Here is a 23,393-nt window from a genome sequence, read left to right as displayed (position 1 = left end):
GTCCTTTCAGGCGGCCATCAGAGCCGACTCAGATGTCGAGGAACCGAACGTCCTTGGCGTTGCGCTGAATGAAGGAGCGCCGTGCTTCGACGTCCTCACCCATCAGCACCGAGAACAGGTCGTCGGCCTGCGCCGCGTCGTCCAGGGTGACCTGGCCGAGCACGCGGTGGTCGACGTCCATCGTGGTGATGCGCAGTTCCTCGGCGTTCATCTCGCCCAGACCCTTGAAGCGCTGGATCGAGTCTTCCTTGATCCGCTTGCCGTTCTGCTTGCCGAGCTCCACCAGGGCGTCGCGCTCGCGGTCGGAGTACGCGTACTCGAAGTCGTCCCGGCCCCACTTGATCTTGTACAGCGGGGGGCGCGACAGGTACACGTGCCCGGCCTCGACCAGCGGCCGCATGAAGCGGAACAGGAAGGTCAGCAGCAGGGTGTTGATGTGCTGGCCGTCGACGTCGGCGTCCGCCATCAAGATGATCTTGTGATAGCGGAGCTTCTCGATGTCGAAGTCCTCGTGCACACCCGTGCCGAAGGCACTGATCAGCGCCTGGACCTCGGTGTTCTGGAGGATCTTGTCGATACGGGCCTTCTCGACGTTCAGGATCTTGCCGCGGATCGGCAGGATGGCCTGGTACATCGGGTTGCGGCCGGACTTGGCGGAACCGCCGGCCGAGTCGCCCTCGACGATGAAGATCTCGCACTTCGTCGGGTCGTTCGACTGGCAGTCGCTCAGCTTGCCCGGCAGCGAGGCGCTCTCCAGGAGGCCCTTGCGACGGGTCAGGTCACGGGCCTTGCGGGCCGCGACGCGGGCGGTGGCCGCCTGGATCGACTTGCGGACGATGTCCGCGGCCTCGTTCGGGTTCCGGTCGAACCAGTCGTTGAGGTGCTCGTGGACGACCTTCTGCACGAAGGTCTTGGCCTCCGTGTTGCCCAGCTTGGTCTTCGTCTGGCCCTCGAACTGCGGCTCGCCCAGCTTCACCGAGATGATCGCCGTCAGACCCTCGCGGACGTCCTCGCCGGCGAGGTTGTCGTCCTTCTCGCGCAGCAGCTTCTTCTCGCGCGCGTAGCGGTTGACCAGACCGGTCAGCGCCGCACGGAAGCCCTCTTCGTGCGTACCGCCCTCGTGCGTGTGGATCGTGTTCGCGAAGGAGTACACGCCCTCCGTGTACTGCGAGTTCCACTGCATCGCGATCTCGACCGAGAGCATCCGCTCCTTGTCCTCGGCCTCGACGTCGATGACCGTCGGGTGGATCATCTCGCCCTTGCGCGAGTTCAGGTACTTCACGAAGTCGACGATGCCGCCCTCGTAGTAGTACCGGACCGTGCGCGCCTGGTTGTCGTCGGCCTCGTCGGCCGAGTCGGCGCCCATGGTGGCCTTCGCCGACTCGCGCTCGTCCGTCAGCGACAGGGTCAGGCCCTTGTTCAGGAAGGCCATCTCCTGGAAGCGCCGCGAGAGCGTCTCGAAGGAGTACTCGGTCGTCTCGAAGATGTCGCCGTCGGCCCAGAACGTCACCGTGGTGCCGCTCGCGTCGGTCTGCTCGTTGCGCTGCAGGGCAGCGGTCGGAGCGCCGAGCTTGTAGTCCTGGGTCCAGCGGTAGCCGTCACGCCGGACCTCGACCGCGACCTTCGTCGACAGGGCGTTCACGACGGAGACACCCACACCGTGCAGACCGCCGGAGACCGCGTAGCCGCCGCCGCCGAACTTGCCGCCCGCGTGCAGGACGGTGAGCACGACCTCGACGGCCGGCTTGCCCTCGGACGGCACGATGTCGACGGGGATGCCTCGGCCGTTGTCGACCACGCGCACCCCGCCGTCGGCGAGGATCGTCACGTCGATGGTGTCCGCGTGCCCGGCCAGCGCCTCGTCGACCGAGTTGTCGACCACCTCGTAGACGAGGTGGTGCAGACCGCGCTCACCCGTCGATCCGATGTACATGCCGGGCCGCTTGCGGACCGCGTCCAGGCCCTCCAGGACCTGGATGTTGCTGCCGGTGTACGAGGACTGGTTCGCCTCACCGGCCTCGCCGTCGACTGTGGACTCGTTCTTCTCGTTGGGGTTGCCGGAATCGGCCACGAAGCGCCCTTTCTGGCACAGCACAGGCCGTACTCCGGGCCAGCAGGCATGCAAGCAGGAGCGGCTGCGTCGATCTGCGTTGTCAGCTTTTGTCAGCGGTACTGAGACTGCGATCCCGCAAGTGGGCGGGATTCGCTTCAGTCTACCGGTACCACCGACATGAATGGGGGTTTGCCGGTACCTGAGTCCGCATGTGCCGCCCTGAACCTCCTCTCTCCGACTCCCCATATCCGGGAAGGGGCTCAAAGAGGCTCACGCGGGCGTCCAGCGCTTCGGCCTGTCAACCTCCCGCTACCGTGAGGGACACCACCCGCCTTCGGCCCCGCCGACGTCCGCGCACCGTCCCGGCCAGGCGCGGGCCCGGGGCGGAGCCCCGGGCCCCGGCGGAGCCGGGGCTCCGCCCAGCTGGACCACCGGGCGACCCCGCAGGGGGCCCGGCTCAGCCGTACGTGTCCCCGGGCCCCGTGCTGCCCGGCGCCCGCCAGGCCCCGTACCGCTTGGGCTGGCCGCCCGGTCCCTGGACCTTGATCAGCCGGACCGTGCCCTGGCCCAGATCCGCGTTCAGCCGCGCGACCAGCTGCGGAGCGAGCAGCTTCAGCTGCGCGGCCCATGCCGAGGAATCGCACCGGACTACCAGTTCACGGTCCTCGTACCGCTCCGGTTCACAGTGCGCCGCGATGTCCGGGCCGACGATCTCCGGCCAGCGCTCCATCACGCCCGCCACCGCCATCGGCATCTCCCAGCCGCGCTCGGTGCGCAGCCGGTCCAGGGCCGCCATCAGCGGCATGGGGTCACGGCCGTCCGCCCGCGCGCCGGAGCGCAGCCCCGGCTGCTGCCGCTTGCGGCCGGCCGCCGCGTTGCCACGGGCCCGCGCCTGCTCCCGCGCCGCCGCGAGGGCCTGCCGCGCGAGGTCCACTCCGGAGACCTCCGGGGCCTTGCGCGGTTCCTTCTCCTGGTCGCTCACAGCCGGGTCACCTCACCACCGGACACCCCGAACCGCGCCCCCGCCAGCACGCCCGGGACGTCGTCGTCCACAGCCGCCGTGACCAGGACCTGCTCGCCCGGTGCCACCAGCTCCGCCAGCCGCTCCCGGCGCCGCGCGTCCAGCTCCGCGAACACGTCGTCCAGGATCAGCACCGGCTCGCTGCCCTCGGAGCGCAGCAACTCGTACGAGGCCAGCCGCAGCGCCAGCGCGTACGACCAGGACTCGCCGTGGCTCGCGTACCCCTTCGCCGGCAGCTCGCCCAGCCGCAGCAGTACGTCGTCGCGGTGCGGGCCGACCAGGGTCACGCCCCGCTCGATCTCCTGCTTGCGCACCTCCGACAGGGCCGCCAGCAGCGCCTCGTACAGCGCCTCGCGGGTGCGCGCCTCCCCGCTGTCCACCGGCTCGCCCGCCGAGGAGCGGTACGCGAGCCCCAGCGGGCCGCCGCCGGGCGCGAGCTGCTCGTAGGCCTTGTCCGCCAGCGGCAGCAGGGTCGCGATCAGGTCGAGGCGCTGCGCCAGCAGCTCCGCGCCCGCGCGGGCGAGGTGCTGGTCCCACACGTCAAGGGTGGACAGGTCCATCGAGCGGCCGCCGTGCCTGCGGGCCATCGCCGCGGACTTCAGCAGGGTGTTGCGCTGCTTGAGCACCCGCTCGTAGTCGGAGCGGACGGCCGCCATCCGGGGCGAGCGCGCCGTGACGAGCTCGTCGAGGAAGCGGCGCCGCTCGCCCGGGTCGCCCTTCACCAGGGCCAGGTCCTCCGGCGCGAACAGGACCGTGCGGACGATGCCCAGCACGTCCCTCGGCCGGACCTGCGAGGAGCGGTTGATCCGGGCCCGGTTCGCCCGGCCCGGATTGAGCTCCAGCTCCACCAGCTGCTGGCGCTCGCCCTGGGTGACGGCGGCACGGACGATCGCCCGGTCCGCGCCCATCCGTACGAGCGGGGCGTCCGAGGAGACCCGGTGGCTGCCCAGCGTCGCCAGGTAGCCGATCGCCTCGACGAGGTTGGTCTTGCCCTGGCCGTTCGGGCCCACGAAAGCCGTGACGCCCGGGTCGAGGGGGACCTCGGCCCGGGCGTACGAGCGGAAGTCGGCCAATGAGAGATGCGAAACGTGCATACGGCGCCGACCTCCCCCGGCTTCCTTCTTCTTCTCTGCTTCTCTGCTTCTTGCTTCAGTACTGCCGCTGCTCCGTGCCGCTCCTGCTGCGGTGCGGCCGGTGAGCTGCTACTTCTTCTCGACCGCGTGGCCGCCGAACTGGTTGCGCAGCGCGGCGATCATCTTCATCTGCGGGGAGTCGTCCTGGCGCGAGGCGAACCGCGCGAACAGCGAGGCGGTGATCGCGGGCAGCGGCACGGCGTTGTCGATCGCCGCCTCCACCGTCCAGCGGCCCTCGCCCGAGTCCTGCGCGAAGCCGCGCAGCTGCTCCAGGTGCTCGTCCTCGTCGAGGGCGTTCACGGCCAGGTCCAGCAGCCAGGAGCGGATGACCGTCCCCTCCTGCCAGGAGCGGAAGACCTCGCGGACGTCGGTGACCGAGTCCACCTTCTCCAGGAGCTCCCAGCCCTCGGCGTAGGCCTGCATCATGGCGTACTCGATGCCGTTGTGGACCATCTTCGCGAAGTGGCCCGCGCCGACCTTGCCCGCGTGCACGGCGCCGAACTCTCCCTCGGGCTTGAGGGCGTCGAAGACCGGCTGGACCCGCGCGACGTGGTCCTTCGCGCCGCCGTACATCAGCGCGTAGCCGTTCTCCAGGCCCCAGACACCACCGGAGACGCCGCAGTCGACGAAGCCGATGCCCTTGGTGGCCAGCTCGGCGGCGTGCTTCTCGTCATCGGTCCAGCGGGAGTTTCCGCCGTCGACGACGATGTCGCCGATCGAGAGCAGCTCCGCGAGCTCGTCGATGGTGGACTGCGTCGCCGCACCTGCCGGGACCATCACCCACACGACGCGGGGGGCCTGCAGACTGTCCACAAGTTCCCGCAGGCTGTGGACATCGGCAAGGTCCGGGTTGCGGTCGTATCCGATGACGGTGTGGCCTGCGCGGCGGATGCGCTCGCGCATGTTGCCGCCCATCTTGCCGAGACCGACGAGACCAAGCTCCATCAGGTGGTTCCTTAAGCGTTGTGGCCGTCTTTGCCGGGGTCCCGTGCTTCCCGGGGACACCCCAGGCCCCGAGCCTACGCCCGGCCGTGCGGCGCGGCGCCACGGGGCGCGGAATGCCGGCACCTCTCGGCCGAACGTGGTCAGGCCCGGTCCCGCAGCTGCGAGACCGGGCCTGACCTGCGAAGAATCAACCGGAGAGGCGTACCGGCATGATCAGGTACTTGTAGGCCTCGTCCGCTTCCGCGTCGACCGCCGGACGGCCGCTGAGCAGCGCCGGCTTGGTGGAGGTGGTGAAGCTGAGCTGGGCGGCGGGCGAGTCGATCGCGCTCAGGCCGTCCAGCAGGAAGGTCGGGTTGAAGGCGATCGAGATGTCGTCGCCCTCCAGCTTCGCGTCCACACGCTCCACAGCCTGTGCATCGTCGCTGGAACCGGCTTCCAGGATCAGCACGCCCTGCTCGAAGCTCAGCCGGACCGGCGTGTTCCGCTCGGCGACGAGCGCCACGCGCTTGACGGCCTCGACGAACGGGGCGGTCTCGATCACGGCGACGGAGTTGAACTCGGTCGGGAAGAGCGTGCGGTACTTCGGCAGGTCGCCCTCGAGGAGGCGGGTGGTGGTGCGGCGGCCGGCGCCCTCGAAACCGATCAGGCCCTCGCCCTGGCCGGAGCCGGAGAGCGCCAGGGTCACGGTGTCACCGCTGGTCAGGGACTTGGCGGTGTCCAGCAGGGTCTTCGCGGGCACCAGGGCCACGGCGGAGGCCTCGGGGTCCTCGGGCTTCCACAGGAACTCGCGGACCGCGAAGCGGTAGCGGTCGGTGGAGGCCAGGGTGACGCGGTCGCCCTCGATCTCGATGCGGACACCGGTCAGCACGGGCAGCGTGTCGTCGCGGCCGGCGGCGATGGCGACCTGGGCGGCGGCGGAGGCGAAGACCTCACCGGGCACGGTGCCGGTCGCGGTCGGCATCTGCGGCAGCGCCGGGTATTCCTCCACAGGCAGGGTGTGGAGTGTGAACCGCGAGGAGCCGCAGACCACGGTCGCCCGTACACCGTCTGTGGAAATCTCCACCGGCCGGTTGGGGAGGGCGCGGCAGATGTCGGCGAGCAGCCGGCCGGAGACCAGGACGGTGCCGTCCTCCTCGACGTCCGCCTCGACGGAGACGCGGGCCGAGACCTCGTAGTCGAAGCCGGAGAGGCTCAGCTTGCCCTCCTCCGCCTTCAGCAGAAGGCCCGCGAGAACGGGCACCGGCGGCCGGGCCGGGAGGCTACGGGCCGCCCAGGCCACCGCCTCCGCGAGTACGTCGCGCTCCACCCGGATCTTCACCGGAACCGCCTCCTGCTGTTGCTCGCTCGTCTGCCGGCCTTCGTCGTCGGCTCGTCGATGCCTCGACCGATGCCGGGGACCAGTCTGACGTACGGCGCCGACAGTCGGTGCGGCTGGCGGTCAAGTCGGGAGCGAGGTGTCGGGGAGGCCGCCCACCGAGTTGTGCACAGGACCCGCTTGAAAACCGAATCCGGGCTAACTCTCTATGGGGGTAGTAGTAGGGCCTGTGGATACGGTGGATAACCCCGTTTCCGCAGGTCACCCAGCGTTTTTTATCCACCGGCCCTGTGGGTGACACCGGTGGACAACCCCGTGTGTCTGTGGAGAACAAAAAGTTCTGCACAGGCCGTCCCCAGGTGACCCCCGGTACTCCACAGGTGCGTCCCCAGCTTTTCCCCAGTACTCCACAGGCCAAACGTCCACATCGGTGTGACCGCTTTCACTCGGGGCGGTGAGAGGGGGCTTCCGGTTGCCGAACAGTGGACAACGGTGTGGAGAACTCGTCGGATCCTGTGCACAGGATGCGGCAACCTGTGGGTCAGTGGTGGACAAAGGGGTGGAGGAGGCTGTGGATGAAATATTTGTCCACAGCCTGTGGACAACGGTTGCGCACAATTCCACAGGGGTCTGACCTGGACTGATGGTTACTCACCCGGCACCCCTGTGGACAGGTTTGTGGGTGACGGGAGCCGTCCCCAGGGTGTGGACGGAAGAAAGTCCCCCAATCTGTGGATGAGTTGCTCTTCAGGGGGCGTATTCGAACAGGTCAGGGGCGCGCGAACGAAGAAGAGCGCCCCCGGTGCAGTCCGGGAGCGCCCTCTGAAAGTGGTTTACGGGTGCCCTGGCGCGGGCCTGCGCCGGTCCTGGAGCGCTCCTGCGCCGGTCCTGGAGCGGCTCCACAGGAAGCCACCGGAGCTGCGGACGCAGGCCGCCTCAGGCGTTCTTGATGCGGTTGGTGAGCTCCGTGACCTGGTTGTAGATGGAGCGGCGCTCGGCCATCAGGGCGCGGATCTTGCGGTCCGCGTGCATCACGGTGGTGTGGTCGCGGCCGCCGAACTGGGCCCCGATCTTGGGCAGGGAGAGGTCGGTGAGCTCCCGGCACAGGTACATGGCGATCTGCCGGGCGGTGACCAGGACCCGGCTGCGCGAGGAGCCGCACAGGTCGTCCACGGTGAGCCCGAAGTAGTCCGCGGTGGCCGCCATGATGTCGGAGGCGGTGATCTCGGGCGCGCTGTCCTCGCCGCCCGGGATCAGGTTCTTCAGCACGTCCTCGGTCAGGCCCAGGTCCACCGGCTGCCGGTTCAGGCTCGCGAAGGCCGTGACCCGGATCAGCGCCCCTTCCAGCTCGCGGATGTTGCGCGAGATGCGGGAGGCGATGAACTCCAGTACCTCCGGCGGGGCGTTGAGCTGCTCCTGGACGGCCTTCTTGCGCAGGATCGCGATGCGGGTCTCCAGCTCGGGCGGCTGGACATCGGTGATCAGGCCCCACTCGAAGCGGTTCCGGAGCCGGTCCTCGAGGGTGACGAGCTGCTTGGGCGGCCGGTCGGACGAGAGCACGATCTGCTTGTTGGCGTTGTGGAGCGTGTTGAAGGTGTGGAAGAACTCCTCCTGCGTCGACTCCTTGCTCGCGAGGAACTGGATGTCGTCGACGAGCAGGATGTCCATCTCGCGGTAGCGCTTGCGGAACGCGTCGCCCTTGCCGTCGCGGATGGAGTTGATGAACTCGTTGGTGAACTCCTCGGAGCTCACGTAGCGCACGCGGGTGCCGGGGTACAGGCTCCGCGCGTAGTGCCCGATGGCGTGCAGCAGGTGCGTCTTGCCGAGGCCCGACTCCCCATAGATGAAGAGGGGGTTGTACGCCTTCGCCGGCGCCTCGGCGACGGCCACCGCTGCGGCGTGCGCGAAGCGGTTGGAGGCGCCGATGACGAAGGTGTCGAAGAGGTACTTGGGGTTCAGCCGGGCGGTCGGCTCCAGCGGGCCCGAGGTGGAGCCGCCGGACGGGGCCGGGGCCGAGGCGGGCCGGCCGGTCGCCGGGCGGGGCGCGGGCTGCTCGTACTGATGGGACTGCTGGGGCTCGTACGGGGACTGCTCGTACTTCTGCTGCTCGTACTTCTGCTGTTCGTAGGAGCTCTGGTCGTAGCCGGAGGGCTCGGACTGCTGGAGGTAGCCCGGCTGCGGGGAGGCGTAGGGGTCGCGCTCGGGGAACCCGCCGAGGCGCGGCTGCTGCCAGCCGTAGTCGTCCTGCTGGCCGCCACGGGGCCAGGCGCCGGGCTCGGGGCGCGGCTGCTGGTAGTCCGGGTAGGCGGGGCGGGCGCTGGGGAGCTCGTCGGACGGGCCGCCGCCGGGGCCGGTGTGGCCGCCGCCGCGCTGGCCGCCGTAGGGCTCGTACCCGCCCTGCTGCTGGGCGGACGGTGCCGGGGGCGCGGGCTCGCCGGCCGAGTCGTCCACGGTGATGGCGATCCGGATCGGGCGGCCGCACTCGCGGCTGAGGGCGTCGCTGATCAGCGGGGCCAGCCGGCCCTCGAGGACGCGCTTGCCCCATTCGTTGGGTACGGCCAGCAGCGCGGTGTCGGCGACGAGCGCCAGGGGCTGACACCGCTCGACCCACTGCTTGTCCTTGGGCTCGATGCCCGGCTGTCCCTCCCCGAGGAGCTTTTCGAGCACCCTTGGCCACACTGCGGCAAGATCGGCAGGTACGTCAGCCACAGAGCACGCTCTCTCACAGGGGGTCCCACGAATGTGTGGTTCTTTGGGACGGTCGGGACAAAAAATCCAGGGTCGGACAACGGTAGTCAGCGCGACGGGTACGGTTCAAGTCGTTGTCCACAGCCTGTGCACAGTGTGCGGCCTCGACTGCTCGGTTTGACCGGATGGCGTAGCCGCGCGTACCGTAACGAGGTCGAGTTGTCGATGGCTGCTGCCGCCTGCCTACCGATGGGCGAAGATCACTGGTTGTGATCGTTTAGCGGTGCCACTCGGGCGAACACGCGAGTTTCCTCGTGGGCGCACGGTGACAGCCAGGCGATGTCCCGCCACAACGATTCATTCTCTGGAGCCCCCGAGTGAGCAAGCGCACCTTCCAGCCGAACAACCGCCGTCGTGCCAAGACCCACGGCTTCCGTCTCCGGATGCGTACCCGTGCCGGTCGCGCGATCCTCGCGAACCGTCGTGGCAAGGGCCGCGCCGCCCTTTCCGCGTAACAACACGCAGGTCGTGACGTCGTGCTGTCTCCCGAAAATCGGCTGAGGCGGCGCGAGGACTTCGCGAGCGCGGTACGCCGAGGTCGTCGGGCTGGTCGCCCGCTCCTCGTCGTCCACCTACGTACAAGCGGTGCAACGGACCCGCACGAGCCGGGGGAGATCGATCCCTCGACGCGTGCGGGTTTCGTCGTCAGCAAGGCTGTCGGCGGTGCCGTCGTCCGTAACCGGGTGAAGCGCCGTCTGCGCCATCTGGTCCGCGACCGGCTGGCCCAGCTGCCCGCCGGTAGCCTGGTGGTGGTACGTGCGTTGCCCGGGTCGGGCGACGCCGGCCCCGACGAACTGGCCCGGGACCTGGATGCCGCGCTGGTGCGGCTCCTGGGAGGCGTGGCTCGATGAAGTACCCGCTGCTCGCTTTGATCAAGCTGTACCAGTGGACGATCAGTCCGCTGCTCGGGCCGGTGTGCCGTTACTACCCCTCGTGTTCGCACTACGGGTACACGGCCATCGACCGGCATGGTGCGGTGAAGGGGACGGTTCTGACCGCCTGGCGGATCCTGCGGTGCAATCCGTGGTCCCCGGGTGGTGTGGATCATGTCCCACCCCGGAAACGCCCGCGTTGGCACGAGCAGCTGCGCAGTGCGTTGCGTAGATCTCGCAATGCTCAAGGAGCCTGATTAGTGGACACGATTGCCAGTCTGTTCAGCTTTATCACCACACCCGTTTCGTGGATCATCGTCCAGTTCCACAAGCTGTACGGGGCGATCTTCGGAGCGGACAGTGGATGGGCCTGGGGCCTGTCCATCGTGTCCCTGGTGATCTTGATCCGTATCTGTCTGATCCCGCTCTTCGTGAAGCAGATCAAGGCGACGCGGGGTATGCAGGCGCTCCAGCCGAAGATGAAGGCGATCCAGGAGCGCTACAAGAACGACAAGCAGCGCCAGTCCGAAGAGATGATGAAGCTGTACAAGGAGACGGGTACCAACCCGCTCTCCTCGTGCCTTCCCATCCTGGCTCAGTCCCCGTTCTTCTTCGCGCTGTACCACGTGCTGTCGAGCATCGCCGACGGCAAGAAGATCGGCGCGCTCACCCCGCAGCTGGTCGACAGCGCCCGTGAGGCCCACATCTTCGGTGCGCCGATCGCCGCCAAGTTCATGGACGACCCGGCCAAGGTCGAGGCGCTGGGCGCCTCGCTGATGGACGTCCGCATCGTGACCGCGATCATGATCGTCCTGATGTCGCTGTCGCAGTTCTACACCCAGCGTCAGCTGATGCAGAAGAACGTCGACCTCTCGGTCAAGACGCCGTTCATGCAGCAGCAGAAGATGCTGATGTACATCTTCCCCGTGATCTTCGCGGTCATGGGCATCAACTTCCCCGTCGGTGTCCTCGTCTACTGGCTGACCACCAACGTGTGGACCATGGGCCAGCAGATGTACGTGATCAGCCAGAACCCGACGCCGGGCAGCCTGGCCCAGGACCAGTACCTGACCCGTCTGCTCAAGTCGATCAGCTCGCACGGCGACGTCAAGGGGCGGGCCAAGAAGAGGGTCGTGGCGGCGATCGTGGCCAAGGGCCCGGACCGCAACGACAACGAGCGCAAGTTCATCACCGCGCTCACCAAGCAGGGCCTGGCCGCCCAGGCGGACGGCTCTGTCACCAAGAGTTCCGAGGCCACGGCCGATGCGGATGCGGCGAGCGGCGGTGTCGCGAAGCGGCAGCAGCCCAAGCGGCAGCCGAAGTCGAAGCGTCAGACGCCCAGCAAGCCCTCTCCCAAGAAGTAAGAAGGAGTCCCTCCCGTGACGGAAGGCACCACCACCGCCGCCGCTGAGGGTGGCGACACCCTGACCCGCCTCGAGCAGGAGGGCGAGATCGCGGCCGACTACCTCGAGGGTCTGCTGGACATCGCCGACCTGGACGGCGACATCGACATGGACGTCGAGGCCGACCGGGCCGCGGTGTCCATCGTCAGCGACTCCGCCAGCCGCGACCTGCAGAAGCTCGTGGGCCGCGACGGTGAGGTCCTGGAAGCCCTGCAGGAGCTGACCCGTCTCGCCGTGCACCGCGAGACCGGGGACCGCAGCCGGCTGATGCTGGACATCGCCGGGTTCCGCGCGAAGAAGCGTGAGGAGCTGGCAGCACTGGGCGCCCAGGCCGCGGCGGACGTGAAGGCGTCCGGCGAGCCGCTGAAGCTGGCGCCGATGACCCCGTTCGAGCGCAAGGTCGTCCACGACGCCGTGGCGGCCGCCGGCCTGAGGAGCGAGTCCGAGGGCGAGGAGCCGCAGCGCTTCGTCGTTGTGCTCCCGGCCTGACCGGTAGCGAGTGCGTCCGGCCCCGTCTGTCTCGCAGGCGGGGCCGATGTTTGTCAGCCTGGCCAGTGAACAAAGCGGCATTTCAACGACGTGGTTTTACAAACCTTGCGGTACGGAAGGACGGTCCCCGTGACGGAGGCAGCGGAGCTTCCCCCGGCGCCTGAAGAGGCGCGCGCGGTGTTCGGTGAGTTTTTCCCGGAAGCTGTGCGGTATGCGGAGCTGCTGGCGGATGCGGGGGTCAAGCGGGGTCTCATCGGGCCGCGTGAGGTTCCTCGCTTGTGGGAGCGGCACCTGCTGAACTGCGCGGTCCTGTCGGAGGTGGTGCCCCAGGGCGTCACCGTGTGCGACGTGGGCTCGGGTGCGGGGCTGCCCGGAATCCCGCTGGCCCTGGTGCGCCGCGACCTCAAGATCACTTTGCTGGAGCCGCTGCTCAGGCGGACCACCTTCCTTCAGGAGGCCGTGGAGCTGCTGGGCCTGGACCACGTGACGGTCGTGCGCGGTCGGGCCGAGGAGGTTCTCGGCAAGGTGCAGCCCGTCCACGTGGTGACGGCGCGCGCCGTCGCCCCGCTGGACCGGCTGGCCGGCTGGGGCGTGCCGCTGCTGCGCCCGTACGGGGAGATGCTCGCCCTGAAGGGCGACACCGCGGAGGAGGAGCTGGTGGCGGCGAAGGCCGCGCTGACCAAGCTCGGTGTGGTGAAGACCTCGGTGCTCCACGTGGGCGAGGGTGTGGTGGACCCGATGTCGACGGTGGTGCGGGTCGAGGTCGGGGAGAGCCCCGGTGGGGTGAGGTTCGCGGCCAAGCGGGCTAAGGCAGCCCGGGTGAGCCGCACGCGCCGGCGCCGCTGATCCTTCCGTTCCACGGGGTGCGGCGGATATTTCGCGTGCGTTGGGCCCTATAGGTATGGATTTCGGAGTGTCGTAGCGGCGCGAAGACTCCGCCCGGGCATCGTGTTTCACGTGAAACGTCGCTCTCTGCTGCACGGAATCATCAGCCGCGGTCGTGCGGCTGCGTCCCCCCGTCACCGCAAGGAGACAAGGGGGACGGAGTTGTCCACATCGGTGGATTCATCCACAGGAGTACGGGCCCCGCTGGTTCGCGACCCTGGTGACATGGGAGGCTCTGTTCATCGCGAGCCTGATGTCGAGGAGAGTGACACCGTGCGGTCCGACGCCAACCTCGCGGGGCCGATGGCCGACCCGGTCCCCGGTCCCCGCTCTGAATCGGCGGGTGAGGATGTTTCACGTGAAACATCGCCGCCCGCCCTTGTGGACAATGACACCCCCATCGGCCGAGCCGCCCAGCTGGCCGTCGAGGTGCTGGGACGGGCCGGCGAGGGCTTGCCCAGGCCGGAGCAGACCCGCGTCATGGTGGTCGCCAACCAGAAGGGCGGCGTGGGCAAGACCACGACGACCGTGAATCTGGCGGCCTCCCTGGCCCTGCACGGCGCACGGGTCCTCGTGGTCGACCTCGACCCGCAGGGCAACGCGTCCACAGCCCTGGGCATCGACCACCACGCGGATGTTCCGTCGATCTACGACGTCCTCGTGGACAGCCGTCCGCTGCTGGACGTCGTCCAGCCGGTGGTGGACGTGGAGGGCCTCTTCTGTGCCCCGGCCACGATCGACCTCGCGGGTGCGGAGATCGAGCTGGTGTCCCTGGTGGCCCGTGAGAGCCGGCTCCAGCGGGCGATCCAGGCGTACGAGCAGCCGCTCGACTACATCCTGATCGACTGCCCGCCCTCGCTGGGACTGCTGACGGTGAACGCGCTGGTGGCCGGTGCGGAGGTGCTCATCCCGATCCAGTGCGAGTACTACGCGCTGGAGGGGCTGGGGCAGCTGCTGCGCAACGTCGATCTGGTGCGAGCCCACCTGAACCCGACGCTGCACGTGTCGACGATCCTGCTGACGATGTACGACGGCAGGACGCGGCTGGCCTCGCAGGTGGCGGAGGAGGTGCGCAGCCACTTCGGCAAGGAGGTGCTGCGGACGAGCATCCCCAGGTCCGTGCGTATTTCTGAAGCGCCGAGCTATGGGCAGACGGTGCTCACCTACGACCCGGGTTCCAGCGGTTCCCTCTCCTATCTGGAGGCGGCGCGCGAGATCGCGTATCGCGGGGTCGGAATCCAGTACGACGCCCAGCAGGCCCATCTGGGCCCGGGCATGAACAGCACGCAGAGTGTGGCGGAGGGGATCCAGTGAGTGAGCGACGCAGAGGTCTGGGGCGGGGGCTCGGTGCACTGATCCCCGCGGCCCCGCAGGAGAAGACACCTCCGGCGATGGGTGGCGGGTCGACGTCTCCGTCAGCGGTGCCGGTGTTGACTTCGGAGCGCGGGGTCGCGGCGGCGAAGCTCGCCGCGCTGGCGCAGGCCGATGTTTCACGTGAAACATCGCCCGCGGCCGGAACGGTGACCGTGCCGGAGCCGACGGCCGGGTCTGAGGCCCAGGGCGTGGCCGGGGCCACGTTCGCCGAGCTGCCGATGGACGTGATCACGCCGAACCCGCGGCAGCCGCGTGAGGTGTTCGACGAGGACGCGCTGGCGGAGCTGGTGACCTCCATCCAGGAGGTGGGTCTGCTCCAGCCGGTGGTCGTGCGGCAGGCGGCTCCCGGGCGCTATGAGCTGATCATGGGTGAGCGGCGGTGGCGCGCGTGCCGGGAGGCCGGCCTGGAGCGCATTCCGGCGATCATCCGGGCGACGGACGACGAGAAGCTGCTGCTGGACGCCTTGCTGGAGAACCTGCACCGGGCGCAGCTGAACCCGCTGGAAGAGGCTGCGGCCTACGATCAGCTGCTCCAGGACTTCAACTGCACGCACGACCAGCTGGCGGACCGGATCGGGCGCTCGCGGCCGCAGGTCTCCAACACGCTGCGTCTGCTGAAGCTGTCGCCCTCGGTGCAGCGTCGGGTGGCCGCGGGGGTGCTGTCGGCGGGGCATGCGCGTGCGCTGCTGTCCGTTGAGGACTCCGAGGAGCAGGACCGGCTGGCGCACCGCATCGTGGCCGAGGGGCTGTCGGTGCGTGCGGTCGAGGAGATCGTGACGCTGATGGCTTCGGAGCCTTCCGGCGTGGTCAAGCCGAAGGGGCCGCGGGCGGGCGCCCGGGTGGCTCCGGCGCTCAGTGAGCTGGCGACGCGCCTTTCGGACCGGTTCGAGACGCGGGTGAAGGTCGATCTGGGTCAGAAGAAGGGCAAGATCACCGTCGAGTTCGCTTCGATGGAGGATCTGGAGCGGATTCTGGGCACGCTGGCACCCGGCGAGGGCCGGGTGCTGGAGCAGGGGCTCTCCGGGGAGTGATCCCGGACAGCTGAGGGCTGAGGGGCGGATCGTGCCGGTGTGAACCGGGGCGGTCCGCCTTTTGCTTTGTCCGGGTTTCATCCGGTCTGCGGTCGTGGAGCTGCGCCGTCGAAGAAAGGCGGGGCAGTGGATACGATGCGTTCATGGGTCGTCGGCTGGTACCACTCACGCTGGACAACCTCCAGGACTTGCCCCGCCGTTGCCGTTCCTGTGTGTTCTGGGAGCTGGATCCCGTCAGCGGCGAAGCCGCCGTGAAGGCGGGTAACGCGGCCCTGGAGAAGGAGGCGTGGATCTCCGCCGTCCTGCTGGAGTGGGGATCGTGCGGCCGCGTGGTCTATGTGGACGAGGTTCCGGTGGGCTTCGTGCTGTACGCGCCGCCGGCTTATGTGCCGCGGGCCACGGCGTTCCCCACGAGTCCCGTCTCTCCTGATGCGGTGCAGTTGATCACGGCATGGATCACACCGGGCTATCAGGGGCAGGGGCTGGGGCGGGTCATGGTCCAGACGGTGGCCAAGGATCTGCTGCGGCGCGGCTTCCGGGCGATCGAGGCCTTCGGGGATGCCCGGTGGGAAGGTCCGGCGTGTCTGCTGCCGGCGGACCACCTGCTGGCGGTGGGGTTCAAGACGGTGCGGCCGCACCCGCTGCATCCCCGTTTGCGGCTGGAGTTGCGCTCGACGCTGTCGTGGAAGGAAGACGTGGAGCTGGCTCTGGACCGGCTGCTGGGTGCGGCCCGTAAGGAGCCGGCGCTGCGTCCGCTGTGAGCCGGACAGCGAAACGGGGCCACCCCCTGAGAGGGGGCGGCCCCGTTTCACGTGAGCTGCGCTGCGGGAAAAGTGTGGAGCGTCAGGCGGTCTTGGCCTCGACGAAGTCCGCGAGGTCGCGCAGGATGGCGGCCTTCGGCTTGGCCCCGACGATGGTCTTGACGACCTCGCCGCCCTGGTAGACGTTCAGCGTCGGGATGGACATGACGCCGTACTTGGCAGCCGTGGCCGGGTTCTCGTCGATGTTCAGCTTGACGATCTCGATCTGGTCGCCGTGCTCGGCGGCGATGGCCTCGAGCGAGGGCGCGATCTGGCGGCACGGTCCGCACCAGGCGGCCCAGAAGTCCACCAGTACGGGCTTGTCGCTGCTGAGGACCTCGGCGTCGAAGTCTGCGTCGGTCACGTTCTTGAGGGTGCCGGCCACTGCGGCCTCCTTCTTTTCCTGCGGGGTGTGGGGTGTGGGGTACGGGGTGGAGAGGGGTCAGACAGTCGCGTGGGCGGGCTGGGAGTCCGCGAGGGCGGCGAGGAAGCGCTCGGCGTCGAGAGCGGCCGAGCAGCCCGTGCCCGCGGCGGTGATCGCCTGACGGTACGTGTGGTCCACCACGTCGCCCGCGCCGAACACGCCGGAGAGGTTGGTCCGGGTGGACGGAGCGGCGACCTTCAGGTAGCCCTCGTCGTCGAGTTCCAGCTGGTCCTTGAACAGCTCGGTGCGCGGGTCGTGGCCGACGGCGATGAAGAGGCCGGTCACGGGCAGCGCGAAGGTCTCACCCGTCTTGGTGTTGCGCAGGGTGAGGCCGGAGAGCTTCTGCTCACCGTGGATCTCGGCGACCTCGCTGTCCCAGGAGAACTTGATCTTGGGGTCGGCGAAGGCGCGGTCCTGCATGGCCTTGGAGGCGCGGAGGCTGTCGCGACGGTGGACGATCGTGACCGACTTGGCGAACCGGGAGAGGAAGGTGGCTTCCTCGATCGCGGTGTCGCCGCCGCCGACGACGGCGATGTCCTGGTCCTTGAAGAAGAACCCGTCGCAGGTGGCGCACCAGGAGACACCGCGGCCGGACAGTGCGTCCTCGTTGGGCAGGCCCAGCTTGCGGTGCTGGGAGCCCGTGGTGACGATGACGGCCTTGGCGCGGTGCACGGTGCCGGCGGTGTCGGTGACGGTCTTGATCTCACCGGCGAGGTCGACCGACACGATGTCGTCGGGGACCAGCTCGGCGCCGAAACGCTCGGCCTGCGCGCGCATGTTGTCCATGAGGTCCGGCCCCATGATGCCGTCCCGGAAACCGGGGAAGTTCTCGACCTCGGTGGTGTTCATCAGCGCGCCACCGGCGGTGACGGCGCCTTCGAAGACCAGCGGCTTGAGCGAAGCGCGTGCGGTGTACAGGGCGGCGGTGTAACCGGCCGGCCCGGAGCCGATGATGATCACGTTTCGAACGTCGCTCACGGGTTTCTTCCTCGTCTCTGCGGACTGCGTGCTGGCTACCGGGGGGCCGGTGTGGACTCTCACCCCACCCAACGGATCCTAAGCCGCTCGCATTCCCCACCTGTCCGAGTGCGGACCGCGACGTGTCAGCTTCGGGGGTATGTGCCCTTCAGCATCAGCCGTCCGGGGGTGGCCGAAGCGCCGCTCTCGCAGCTGGAGTCCACGAGGTAGGCGTCCACCCGGGCCGGGTCCCCGGGGTGAGGCAGGACGAGCAGCTGGACGGCCGTGCCCTGGTAGCTGCCGCGTTCGGCGGCGAGCGGGGCTTCGGCGCGGCCGGTGGCGTCCTGCACACACGCCGGGACGGAGGACGCACCGCGGTTGCCGGGGGCCACCTCGGTGCCCGGCGGGGTGTTCTCCGTGCCGTAGGTGTTGTTCTGCTCGCCAGGGACGGTCTTGGAGCCCTGCCCGGAGGCCAGGAGCTCCCGGACGCTGTTCTGGAGCCCCTGTGCGGTGTAAGAGCCGTCATCGGTGCGGGGCTGGGTGTCCGTGACCGCGGTGTCGTTGCGGGCGGTGCTCTGAGGGGAGGACGGGCCGGTGAGGTCGCCGAACAGGAAGACGCCCAGGGCGCAGGCGGCGGCCCCGGCCAGTCCTGCCAGCACGGCGATCCGGCGGCGGGCGCGCCGCCGCCCGGGACCGCTTGGGCCGACCGGGTGACCGGAGGGCCGGCGACCCTCGGGCCGGGGCGTCGTGCTGGGCGATGTTTCACGTGAAACATCGTGGTCGGCGGCGCCCGGTCGCGGGTCCGGTGCGAGGCGGCGCTGCTGCTCGGAAACCCGCGGTGTGGTGGCGTCGAGGAGCGCCTCGGCGGCGAGGGCCGCGTCGATGCGGCCCGCGACGTCGGCCGGCATCCGGGACGGTCCGGGCAGGGTGCCGAGGAGCGAGCGGATCTCCTCCAGGGAGGCGCGGACGTCGGCGCACAGGATGCAGTCGCCCAGGTGGCGGCGGACTTCCGCGGTGCGGGACGGGGAGAGGAGCCCTTCGGCCAGGTCGGAGATCTCGGAGACATCCGGGTGCCGGGTCGTGCCGGGCACGCCAGTAGTAGGGGGAGTCACGGTCGTCCACCTCCGCCCTTCACAGCGTCTGGGTCTGGATGCCTGGGTTCTGCCGCTGGTGGGACGGCTGTCCCCGGCGTCCGGTTCCTTCCCCGCTCGGCGCCGGTGTTATCCCCGGCATTCGAGCGCAGATGAGTGAGCAGCGGGACGAGCTTCGCCCGGCCCCGCGCACACCGGCTCTTCACGGTGCCCGTGGGGACGTCGAGCATGCGGGCGGCCTCGGCTACGGGGTATCCCTGCATGTCGACGAGGACGAGTGCGGCCCGCTGTTCCGGCGGGAGGGTGCTCAGGGCGGCCAGGAGCTGCCGGTGGAGGTCCTGGCGCTCCGCAGGGGCCTCCGCGGACTCGTGGGGCTCCAGGAGGCGCTCCAGGCGGTCCGTGTCATCGAGGGGCGCGGTCCTGCGGGAGGCGGCCTTGCGGGCGCGGTCGAGGCAGGCGTTGACGGTGATCCGGTGCAGCCAGGTGGTGACGGCGGATTCGCCGCGGAAGGTGTGGGCGGCCCGGTAGGCGGAGACGAGGGCGTCCTGGACGGCGTCGGCGGCCTCCTCGCGGTCGCCGAGCGTGCGCAGGGCCACGGCCCACAGCCGGTCGCGGTGGCGGCGTACGAGCTCACCGAAAGCCTCGGGGTCTCCGGCGGCATGCCTGGCCAGCAGGTCTGCGTCGCTGTCGCCGGTCGCTGCGTCGTGCATCACACCTAGCCTCCCGCAGGGAGATTACGGCTTGGGCGGGGGAAACACGAGGGTCCGCCGTGCCGGTGGCGCAGCGGACCCCGGGGCCGGACGGTCAGGAGTTCTGACCGAGGACCTTGATGCCGTTGATGCCGCCGCGGTACTTCCCGTCGTCGGCGGCGGGCAGCTCGGTGATGTGGACGAGGACGTACCGGGTGCGGACCGGGGCGTCCAGCGTCGCCTGCAGCTTCTTCTTCGCGATGTCCAGCTTGACGAGCTGCTGGGAGAAGTCACCGAGCGAGTCCGGGGCGGAGGCGTCCGGGGCCGCGGCGAGGACCTGGAGCTTCTGTCCGGCGACGTAGAGGTCCAGGTCGATTCCGGTCACGTCCTGGACACTGCCGAGGTCGACGATGATGCCGCTGCCGTCCCTGCGGCCATCGAGGTTTCCGAAGTTCGGGTACCTCAGGTAGTGGGGGGTGATCCAGCCCGTGTCGGCGCTTCCGTCGATGGCCTTGCCCGCGTCCTCGGGCTTGACCTGGTCTCCGCCTATGGCGAGGACCGTGGCCTGGGACAGGGGCAGGGCCTTGCTCGGCTCCTTCTTCTGGGGCGCGTCGTCGGCAGGGGGCTGGGAGGGGCCGGTGTCGCTGTTGCTGCCCTGGTTCACGCGTTCCAGGAGGGTGTCGGCGAGCTGCCAGCTGCCGAGGCCCAGGGCGGCGATCAGCAGGGCGGCGACGCCCCACTTGAGGACCCTGCCGGTACGGCTCTGCAGCGGGGCCGGCGGGACGACCGGGACGTTCTGGACGGTCTTCGCGCCGGGGCCCGCGGGACGGCCGTAGCTGCCCTGCTGGTACGTGGTCTGCTGGTACTCCGGAGGGGCGGTGAACGCGGGCTCCGGCGGCCGGATGCGGGGCATCGCGGCGACGGCCTTGGCTAGTTCCTCCGGAGTGGTGCAGGCGGGTTCCTGGCGGGAGGCGGTGGCTCCGTCGTTGGCGAGGGCGCGCATGGCGAGTTCACCGAGCCCGCGGTGCACACCGGCGCGGACCTGGTCGGGAGCGATGAGGCCCACGCCCTTGGGCAGGCCGGTCAGGCCGTAGGCATCGCTCTCGTACGGCCAGCGCTGGGTGAGGGCGGCGTAGAGGAGTGCGCCGATGGCCTCGGTGTCGGCGCGCTGCGGGGTCTCGCTGGTGATGCCGCGCAGGGCGGCGTTCACGGCGAGGCCGCGGATGCGGTACTGGCCCGTGGAGGTGCGCAGTATCGCGCTGGGCGTCAGGCGCAGATGGGCGAGGCCTTCACGGTGTGCGGCGGCCATGGCCTGGGAGATCTGGCTGACGAGCTGGTAGGCCTCGTGGGCTTCCAGCGGGCCCGCCGCGAGCAGGGCGGTGAGTTCGGTGGCGTCGGGCAGCCATTCGTGGACGACGTAGACGAGGTCGTTCTCCTCGACGGCGTCGAGGACCTGGACGAACCGGGGGTCGCCGAGCAGGGCGGAGGAGCGGGCGGCGGCCAGGACGGAGCGGGCCCGCGCGTGGTCGGCGGGGAGCAGGTGGACGCCGACGGCCCGGCGCAGCTTCTCGTCCATCGCACGCCAGCTGCTGAATCCGTCCACACGGGTGACGCACTCTTCGAGCCGGTAGCGTCTGGCGAGCTTGTGGCCGCTGTGGAGTTCGGGTGCGGCCGCGGGGGCCGCCGTCGTGCGTTCGCCGTCCTTTTCGGGCATGGGTCCGTCCGCGGCTTGTCCGTTCTGGGTGTCCACCCCGTCGGCCGTGGCCTTGGCCGCCTTCGCGGCCAGCGGCTCGTCGCCGCTGTTGTCGGCCACGTCGACGGCAGCCGTGCTACGTTCCGCCACCGTCGTTCCTGCCTCCCCATCCGTTACGCGCTTTCGGCCAGTCTGCGAAGCCAAGCCAATTGTGCCCACAGTCCGGCGCTGTGCACGACACACGAAGGGGGTGCGGGCAGTTGCCGGTCGTGCGCATCAGCGCCCCAGACGTCCGCGGACCATACCGACCATCGCGTTGAGCTCTTCGATCCGCATCCGCTTGGCGGCGATGAGGAAGACGGCGGCCAGGGCGATGCCGCCGGCCACGAGTGCGGTGGCGGATCCGAGGACCCCGCTGCCCAGCCACTGCGTGACCGCGTAGGCGGCGGCGCCACCCACGGCCGCGGCGGGGACGCAGGCGCCGGTGAGGCGGGCGTAGGTGCGCATCACGTGGGCGCCGTCGAGGTCGCCGCCCAGGCGGGTCTTGAGGCGGCGCCAGGCCACGCCGACGCCGACGGCGTAGCCGAGGCCGTAGGCGGCGGCCATGCCGACGACGGCCCAGCGTGCCGGCAGCACGAAGAAGGAGGCTGCGGAGACCGCGGCGTTGACGGCGGCCACGATGACCGTGTTGTAGAAGGGCGTCCGGGTGTCCTCGTAGGCGTAGAAGCCGCGCAGGACGACGTACTGGACGGAGTACGGGATCAGCCCGAGGCCGAAGGCCATCAGGATGTAGCCGATGTTCTGGGCGCCCGACCCGGAGCCGGCGTAGAGCAGCGTCGCCATGGGGACGCCGAGGGCGAGGAACGCGAAGGCGCAGGGAACGATCGCGACGGCCGACGTGCGCAGCCCGTAGGAGATGTCGTCGCGGACGGCGGCGGCGTCCCCGTCGTGGGCGGAGCGCGAAATGCGGGGCAGGACGGCCGTCATGACGGACACGGTGATGATGGCCTGGGGCATCTGCCACAGCAGCAGCGCGTAGTTGTAGGCGGTGATGCCGGTGCCGGAGTGGCCCTGCTTCTCGGCGACCGACCCGGCCCAGGTGGCCAGCTGGGTGACGACGACGAGGCCGATCTGGTTGGCGAGGACGAAGAAGAACGTCCACTTCGCCAGGCCGGCGGCCTTGCCGAGGCCGTGGCCCTTCCAGTCGAAGCGCAGGCGCGGCTTGAAGCCCGCGTCACGCAGGTACGGCAGCATCGCGAGGGCCTGGACGGTGAGGCCGAGCAAGGTGCCCAGGCCCAGCAGGCGCACGCCGTCGGCGGTGACGGTGGTGGCGTTGACGCCGGAGGTGGTGAAGCCGCCGAAGGCCCAGATGAAGGCGCCGAAGGTGGCGATGACGACGATGTTGTTGAGGACCGGGGTCCACATCATCGCGCCGAAGCGGCCGCGGGCGTTGAGGATCTGACCGAGGACCACGTGGACGCCCATGAAGAACATGGTGGGCAGGCAGTAGCGGGCGAAGGCGACCGCGACGTCCATCTGCTGGGGGTCGGAGGCGATCTTCGGCGACATCATCGTGATGAACACCGGTGCGGCGAGGACGCAGATCGTGGTGATCCCGGCCAGCAGGACCACGACGAGGGTCAGCAGCCGGTTGGCGTACGCCTCTCCGCCGTCGCTGTCGTTCTTCATGGCCCGGACCAGCTGCGGGATGAAGACGGCGTTGAGGGCGCCGCCGCCGACCAGCACGTAGATCATCGTCGGCAGGGTGTTGGCGATCTGGTACGTGTCGTTGAAGGTGCCGACGCCGATGGCACCGGCGATGACCAGGGTCCGCAGGAAGCCGGTGATGCGGGAGACGATCGTTCCGGCGGCCATGAGGGCGCTGGACTTGAGGAGGCTGGAGGCGCGTCCGGCGGGCTTGCTCGGTGCCGGGGCGGCGACGGGGACTTCCTCGGCGGGGGTCCGGGGCGCCGCCTGCTGGTCGCGGTAGAGGTGGGCGAAGGCGTCCGGCTGGGGCTCCTCCTCCGCCGCCTTGGTGACGAGGGAGTCCACGCCGACGAACTCGGTGGTGGACGCGCGGTCCCCGTACGGGAGGTGGCGGGAGGGGCCGTCCGGCTCGGGCGGCGGGGTCTGGGCCCAGACCCGGGGGTCGGGCGAGTAGGAGGGCGCCAGCGGCGCCGCGTAGAGCGGGCCGGGCTCCTGGTAGGTGCCCGGCGGCGGCGGCGGGTGCGCGGCGCGGTCGTAGAGGACCTCGGCGACGGGGTCCTGGGCGGACAGGTCCTGAGACCGGTACGGGTCGTAGTCGTAGGCTTCCTGGACATACGGGTCACGCTCCGGCGCGGGCGCAGGCGCGGGAACCTGCCCGGGCACCGGGGCGCCCGGGGCAGTGCCCTGGGAGGGCGCGGGCCCGCCAGTGCCCTGCGCGCGGTCACCGTCGTACGGCGCGTTCATCGAAACCCCACCTCATCGT

20 protein-coding genes and 1 pseudogene are annotated in these 23,393 nt (G+C 69.7%); 9 read left to right on the top strand and 12 right to left on the bottom strand.

Going from position 1 to position 23,393, the window contains the following annotated elements; all coding sequences use genetic code 11:
- Positions 1 to 28: 28 nt before the first annotated feature.
- The 6 genes from gyrB to dnaA all read right to left on the bottom strand — a co-directional run bounded on the left by gyrB (position 29) and on the right by dnaA (position 9,176).
- Entirely contained in the window at positions 29 to 2,095 is a 2,067-nt protein-coding gene (gene gyrB, locus AB0D94_RS01215; protein ID WP_362044009.1) for a DNA topoisomerase (ATP-hydrolyzing) subunit B, read from the bottom strand.
- A 415-nt stretch (positions 2,096 to 2,510) separates the two neighbouring features.
- Positions 2,511 to 3,035 carry a DUF721 domain-containing protein gene (locus AB0D94_RS01210; RefSeq protein WP_362044007.1) on the bottom strand — a complete coding sequence of 175 codons (525 nt, stop codon included), beginning with the start codon at positions 3,033 to 3,035 and terminating at the stop codon, positions 2,511 to 2,513.
- Positions 3,032 to 4,168, bottom strand: a complete 1,137-nt coding sequence (gene recF, locus AB0D94_RS01205; RefSeq protein ID WP_362044005.1) for a DNA replication/repair protein RecF — start codon at positions 4,166 to 4,168, stop codon at positions 3,032 to 3,034. Before recF ends, AB0D94_RS01210 begins: the two co-directional genes overlap by 4 nt.
- 108 nt (positions 4,169 to 4,276) lie before the next feature.
- Positions 4,277 to 5,212: a phosphogluconate dehydrogenase (NAD(+)-dependent, decarboxylating) gene (gene gnd / locus AB0D94_RS01200; RefSeq protein WP_362044003.1), complete on the bottom strand. Its 936-nt coding sequence runs from the start codon at positions 5,210 to 5,212 to the stop codon at positions 4,277 to 4,279.
- 127 nt (positions 5,213 to 5,339) lie between these two features.
- Positions 5,340 to 6,470 carry a DNA polymerase III subunit beta gene (gene dnaN / locus AB0D94_RS01195; RefSeq protein WP_031141289.1) on the bottom strand — a complete coding sequence of 377 codons (1,131 nt, stop codon included), beginning with the start codon at positions 6,468 to 6,470 and terminating at the stop codon, positions 5,340 to 5,342.
- A 933-nt stretch (positions 6,471 to 7,403) separates the two neighbouring features.
- Positions 7,404 to 9,176: a chromosomal replication initiator protein DnaA gene (dnaA, locus tag AB0D94_RS01190; RefSeq protein ID WP_362044000.1), complete on the bottom strand. Its 1,773-nt coding sequence runs from the start codon at positions 9,174 to 9,176 to the stop codon at positions 7,404 to 7,406.
- 356 nt (positions 9,177 to 9,532) lie between these two features.
- Between dnaA and rpmH the strand changes: the two genes are divergently transcribed.
- The 9 genes and pseudogenes from rpmH (at position 9,533) to AB0D94_RS01145 (ending at position 16,030) form a co-directional block, all read left to right on the top strand.
- Complete coding sequence (gene rpmH / locus AB0D94_RS01185) at positions 9,533 to 9,670, top strand: 50S ribosomal protein L34 (RefSeq protein WP_008741645.1); 138 nt, start codon at positions 9,533 to 9,535, stop codon at positions 9,668 to 9,670.
- 21 nt (positions 9,671 to 9,691) lie between these two features.
- Positions 9,692 to 10,066 (top strand): ribonuclease P protein component, encoded by a 375-nt coding sequence (gene rnpA, locus AB0D94_RS01180; protein WP_362043997.1) that lies wholly within the window; start codon positions 9,692 to 9,694, stop codon positions 10,064 to 10,066.
- Positions 10,063 to 10,317 (top strand): annotated as a pseudogene (gene yidD, locus AB0D94_RS01175) (membrane protein insertion efficiency factor YidD); the annotation flags it as partial. The gene rnpA and the pseudogene yidD, both read left to right, overlap by 4 nt.
- A 30-nt stretch (positions 10,318 to 10,347) precedes the next feature.
- A complete protein-coding gene (gene yidC, locus AB0D94_RS01170; protein ID WP_362043995.1) occupies positions 10,348 to 11,451 on the top strand; it encodes a membrane protein insertase YidC in 1,104 nt (367 codons plus the stop codon).
- Positions 11,452 to 11,466: 15 nt separating this feature from the next.
- Positions 11,467 to 11,979, top strand: coding sequence for a R3H domain-containing nucleic acid-binding protein (locus AB0D94_RS01165; protein ID WP_362043993.1), 513 nt, complete (start codon positions 11,467 to 11,469; stop codon positions 11,977 to 11,979).
- Positions 11,980 to 12,108: 129 nt separating this feature from the next.
- Positions 12,109 to 12,825, top strand: a complete 717-nt coding sequence (rsmG, locus tag AB0D94_RS01160; RefSeq protein WP_362043991.1) for a 16S rRNA (guanine(527)-N(7))-methyltransferase RsmG — start codon at positions 12,109 to 12,111, stop codon at positions 12,823 to 12,825.
- A 264-nt stretch (positions 12,826 to 13,089) separates the two neighbouring features.
- Positions 13,090 to 14,178, top strand: coding sequence for a ParA family protein (locus AB0D94_RS01155; RefSeq protein ID WP_362043988.1), 1,089 nt, complete (start codon positions 13,090 to 13,092; stop codon positions 14,176 to 14,178).
- The gene (locus AB0D94_RS01150; RefSeq protein ID WP_362043986.1) at positions 14,175 to 15,269 is read left to right on the top strand and encodes a ParB/RepB/Spo0J family partition protein; all 1,095 of its coding nucleotides are present in this window, start codon (positions 14,175 to 14,177) and stop codon (positions 15,267 to 15,269) included. The genes AB0D94_RS01155 and AB0D94_RS01150 overlap by 4 nt, the downstream gene beginning before the upstream one ends.
- A gap of 143 nt (positions 15,270 to 15,412) precedes the next feature.
- The gene (locus tag AB0D94_RS01145) at positions 15,413 to 16,030 is read left to right on the top strand and encodes a GNAT family N-acetyltransferase (RefSeq protein ID WP_266935605.1); all 618 of its coding nucleotides are present in this window, start codon (positions 15,413 to 15,415) and stop codon (positions 16,028 to 16,030) included.
- An 82-nt stretch (positions 16,031 to 16,112) separates the two neighbouring features.
- Here AB0D94_RS01145 and trxA read toward each other — a convergent pair whose 3' ends face one another.
- From trxA to murJ, 6 genes are all read right to left on the bottom strand, one after another.
- A complete protein-coding gene (gene trxA, locus AB0D94_RS01140; RefSeq protein WP_362043984.1) occupies positions 16,113 to 16,454 on the bottom strand; it encodes a thioredoxin in 342 nt (113 codons plus the stop codon).
- A gap of 57 nt (positions 16,455 to 16,511) precedes the next feature.
- The gene (trxB, locus tag AB0D94_RS01135; protein ID WP_362043982.1) at positions 16,512 to 17,471 is read right to left on the bottom strand and encodes a thioredoxin-disulfide reductase; all 960 of its coding nucleotides are present in this window, start codon (positions 17,469 to 17,471) and stop codon (positions 16,512 to 16,514) included.
- Positions 17,472 to 17,596: 125 nt separating this feature from the next.
- Positions 17,597 to 18,541: a hypothetical protein gene (locus tag AB0D94_RS01130; protein ID WP_362043980.1), complete on the bottom strand. Its 945-nt coding sequence runs from the start codon at positions 18,539 to 18,541 to the stop codon at positions 17,597 to 17,599.
- Between the two features lie 17 nt (positions 18,542 to 18,558).
- On the bottom strand, positions 18,559 to 19,251 hold the full coding sequence (gene sigM / locus AB0D94_RS01125; RefSeq protein ID WP_362043978.1) for an RNA polymerase sigma factor SigM: 693 nt from the start codon (positions 19,249 to 19,251) through the stop codon (positions 18,559 to 18,561).
- Positions 19,252 to 19,345: 94 nt separating this feature from the next.
- Positions 19,346 to 21,073 carry a protein kinase family protein gene (locus AB0D94_RS01120; RefSeq protein ID WP_362043976.1) on the bottom strand — a complete coding sequence of 576 codons (1,728 nt, stop codon included), beginning with the start codon at positions 21,071 to 21,073 and terminating at the stop codon, positions 19,346 to 19,348.
- A gap of 126 nt (positions 21,074 to 21,199) precedes the next feature.
- Complete coding sequence (gene murJ / locus AB0D94_RS01115) at positions 21,200 to 23,374, bottom strand: murein biosynthesis integral membrane protein MurJ (protein ID WP_362043974.1); 2,175 nt, start codon at positions 23,372 to 23,374, stop codon at positions 21,200 to 21,202.
- Between the last annotated feature and the right edge of the window lie 19 nt (positions 23,375 to 23,393).

Source organism: Streptomyces sp. NPDC048255 (assembly GCF_040652415.1).
Taxonomy (GTDB): domain Bacteria; phylum Actinomycetota; class Actinomycetes; order Streptomycetales; family Streptomycetaceae; genus Streptomyces.
Note: the sequence above shows the minus strand (reverse complement) of the source record. Positions and strands in the feature narration are given on the sequence as shown.

Bases quoted from the DNA above. Each gene is read 5' to 3' on its own strand.
- murJ (WP_362043974.1), bottom strand. From the start codon at position 23,374: ATGAACGCGCCGTACGACGGTGACCGCGCGCAGGGCACTGGCGGGCCC.
- recF (WP_362044005.1), bottom strand. From the start codon at position 4,168: ATGCACGTTTCGCATCTCTCATTGGCCGACTTCCGCTCGTACGCCCGG.
- AB0D94_RS01145 (WP_266935605.1), top strand. From the start codon at position 15,413: ATGGGTCGTCGGCTGGTACCACTCACGCTGGACAACCTCCAGGACTTG.
- sigM (WP_362043978.1), bottom strand. From the start codon at position 19,251: ATGCACGACGCAGCGACCGGCGACAGCGACGCAGACCTGCTGGCCAGG.
- AB0D94_RS01155 (WP_362043988.1), top strand. From the start codon at position 13,090: ATGGGAGGCTCTGTTCATCGCGAGCCTGATGTCGAGGAGAGTGACACC.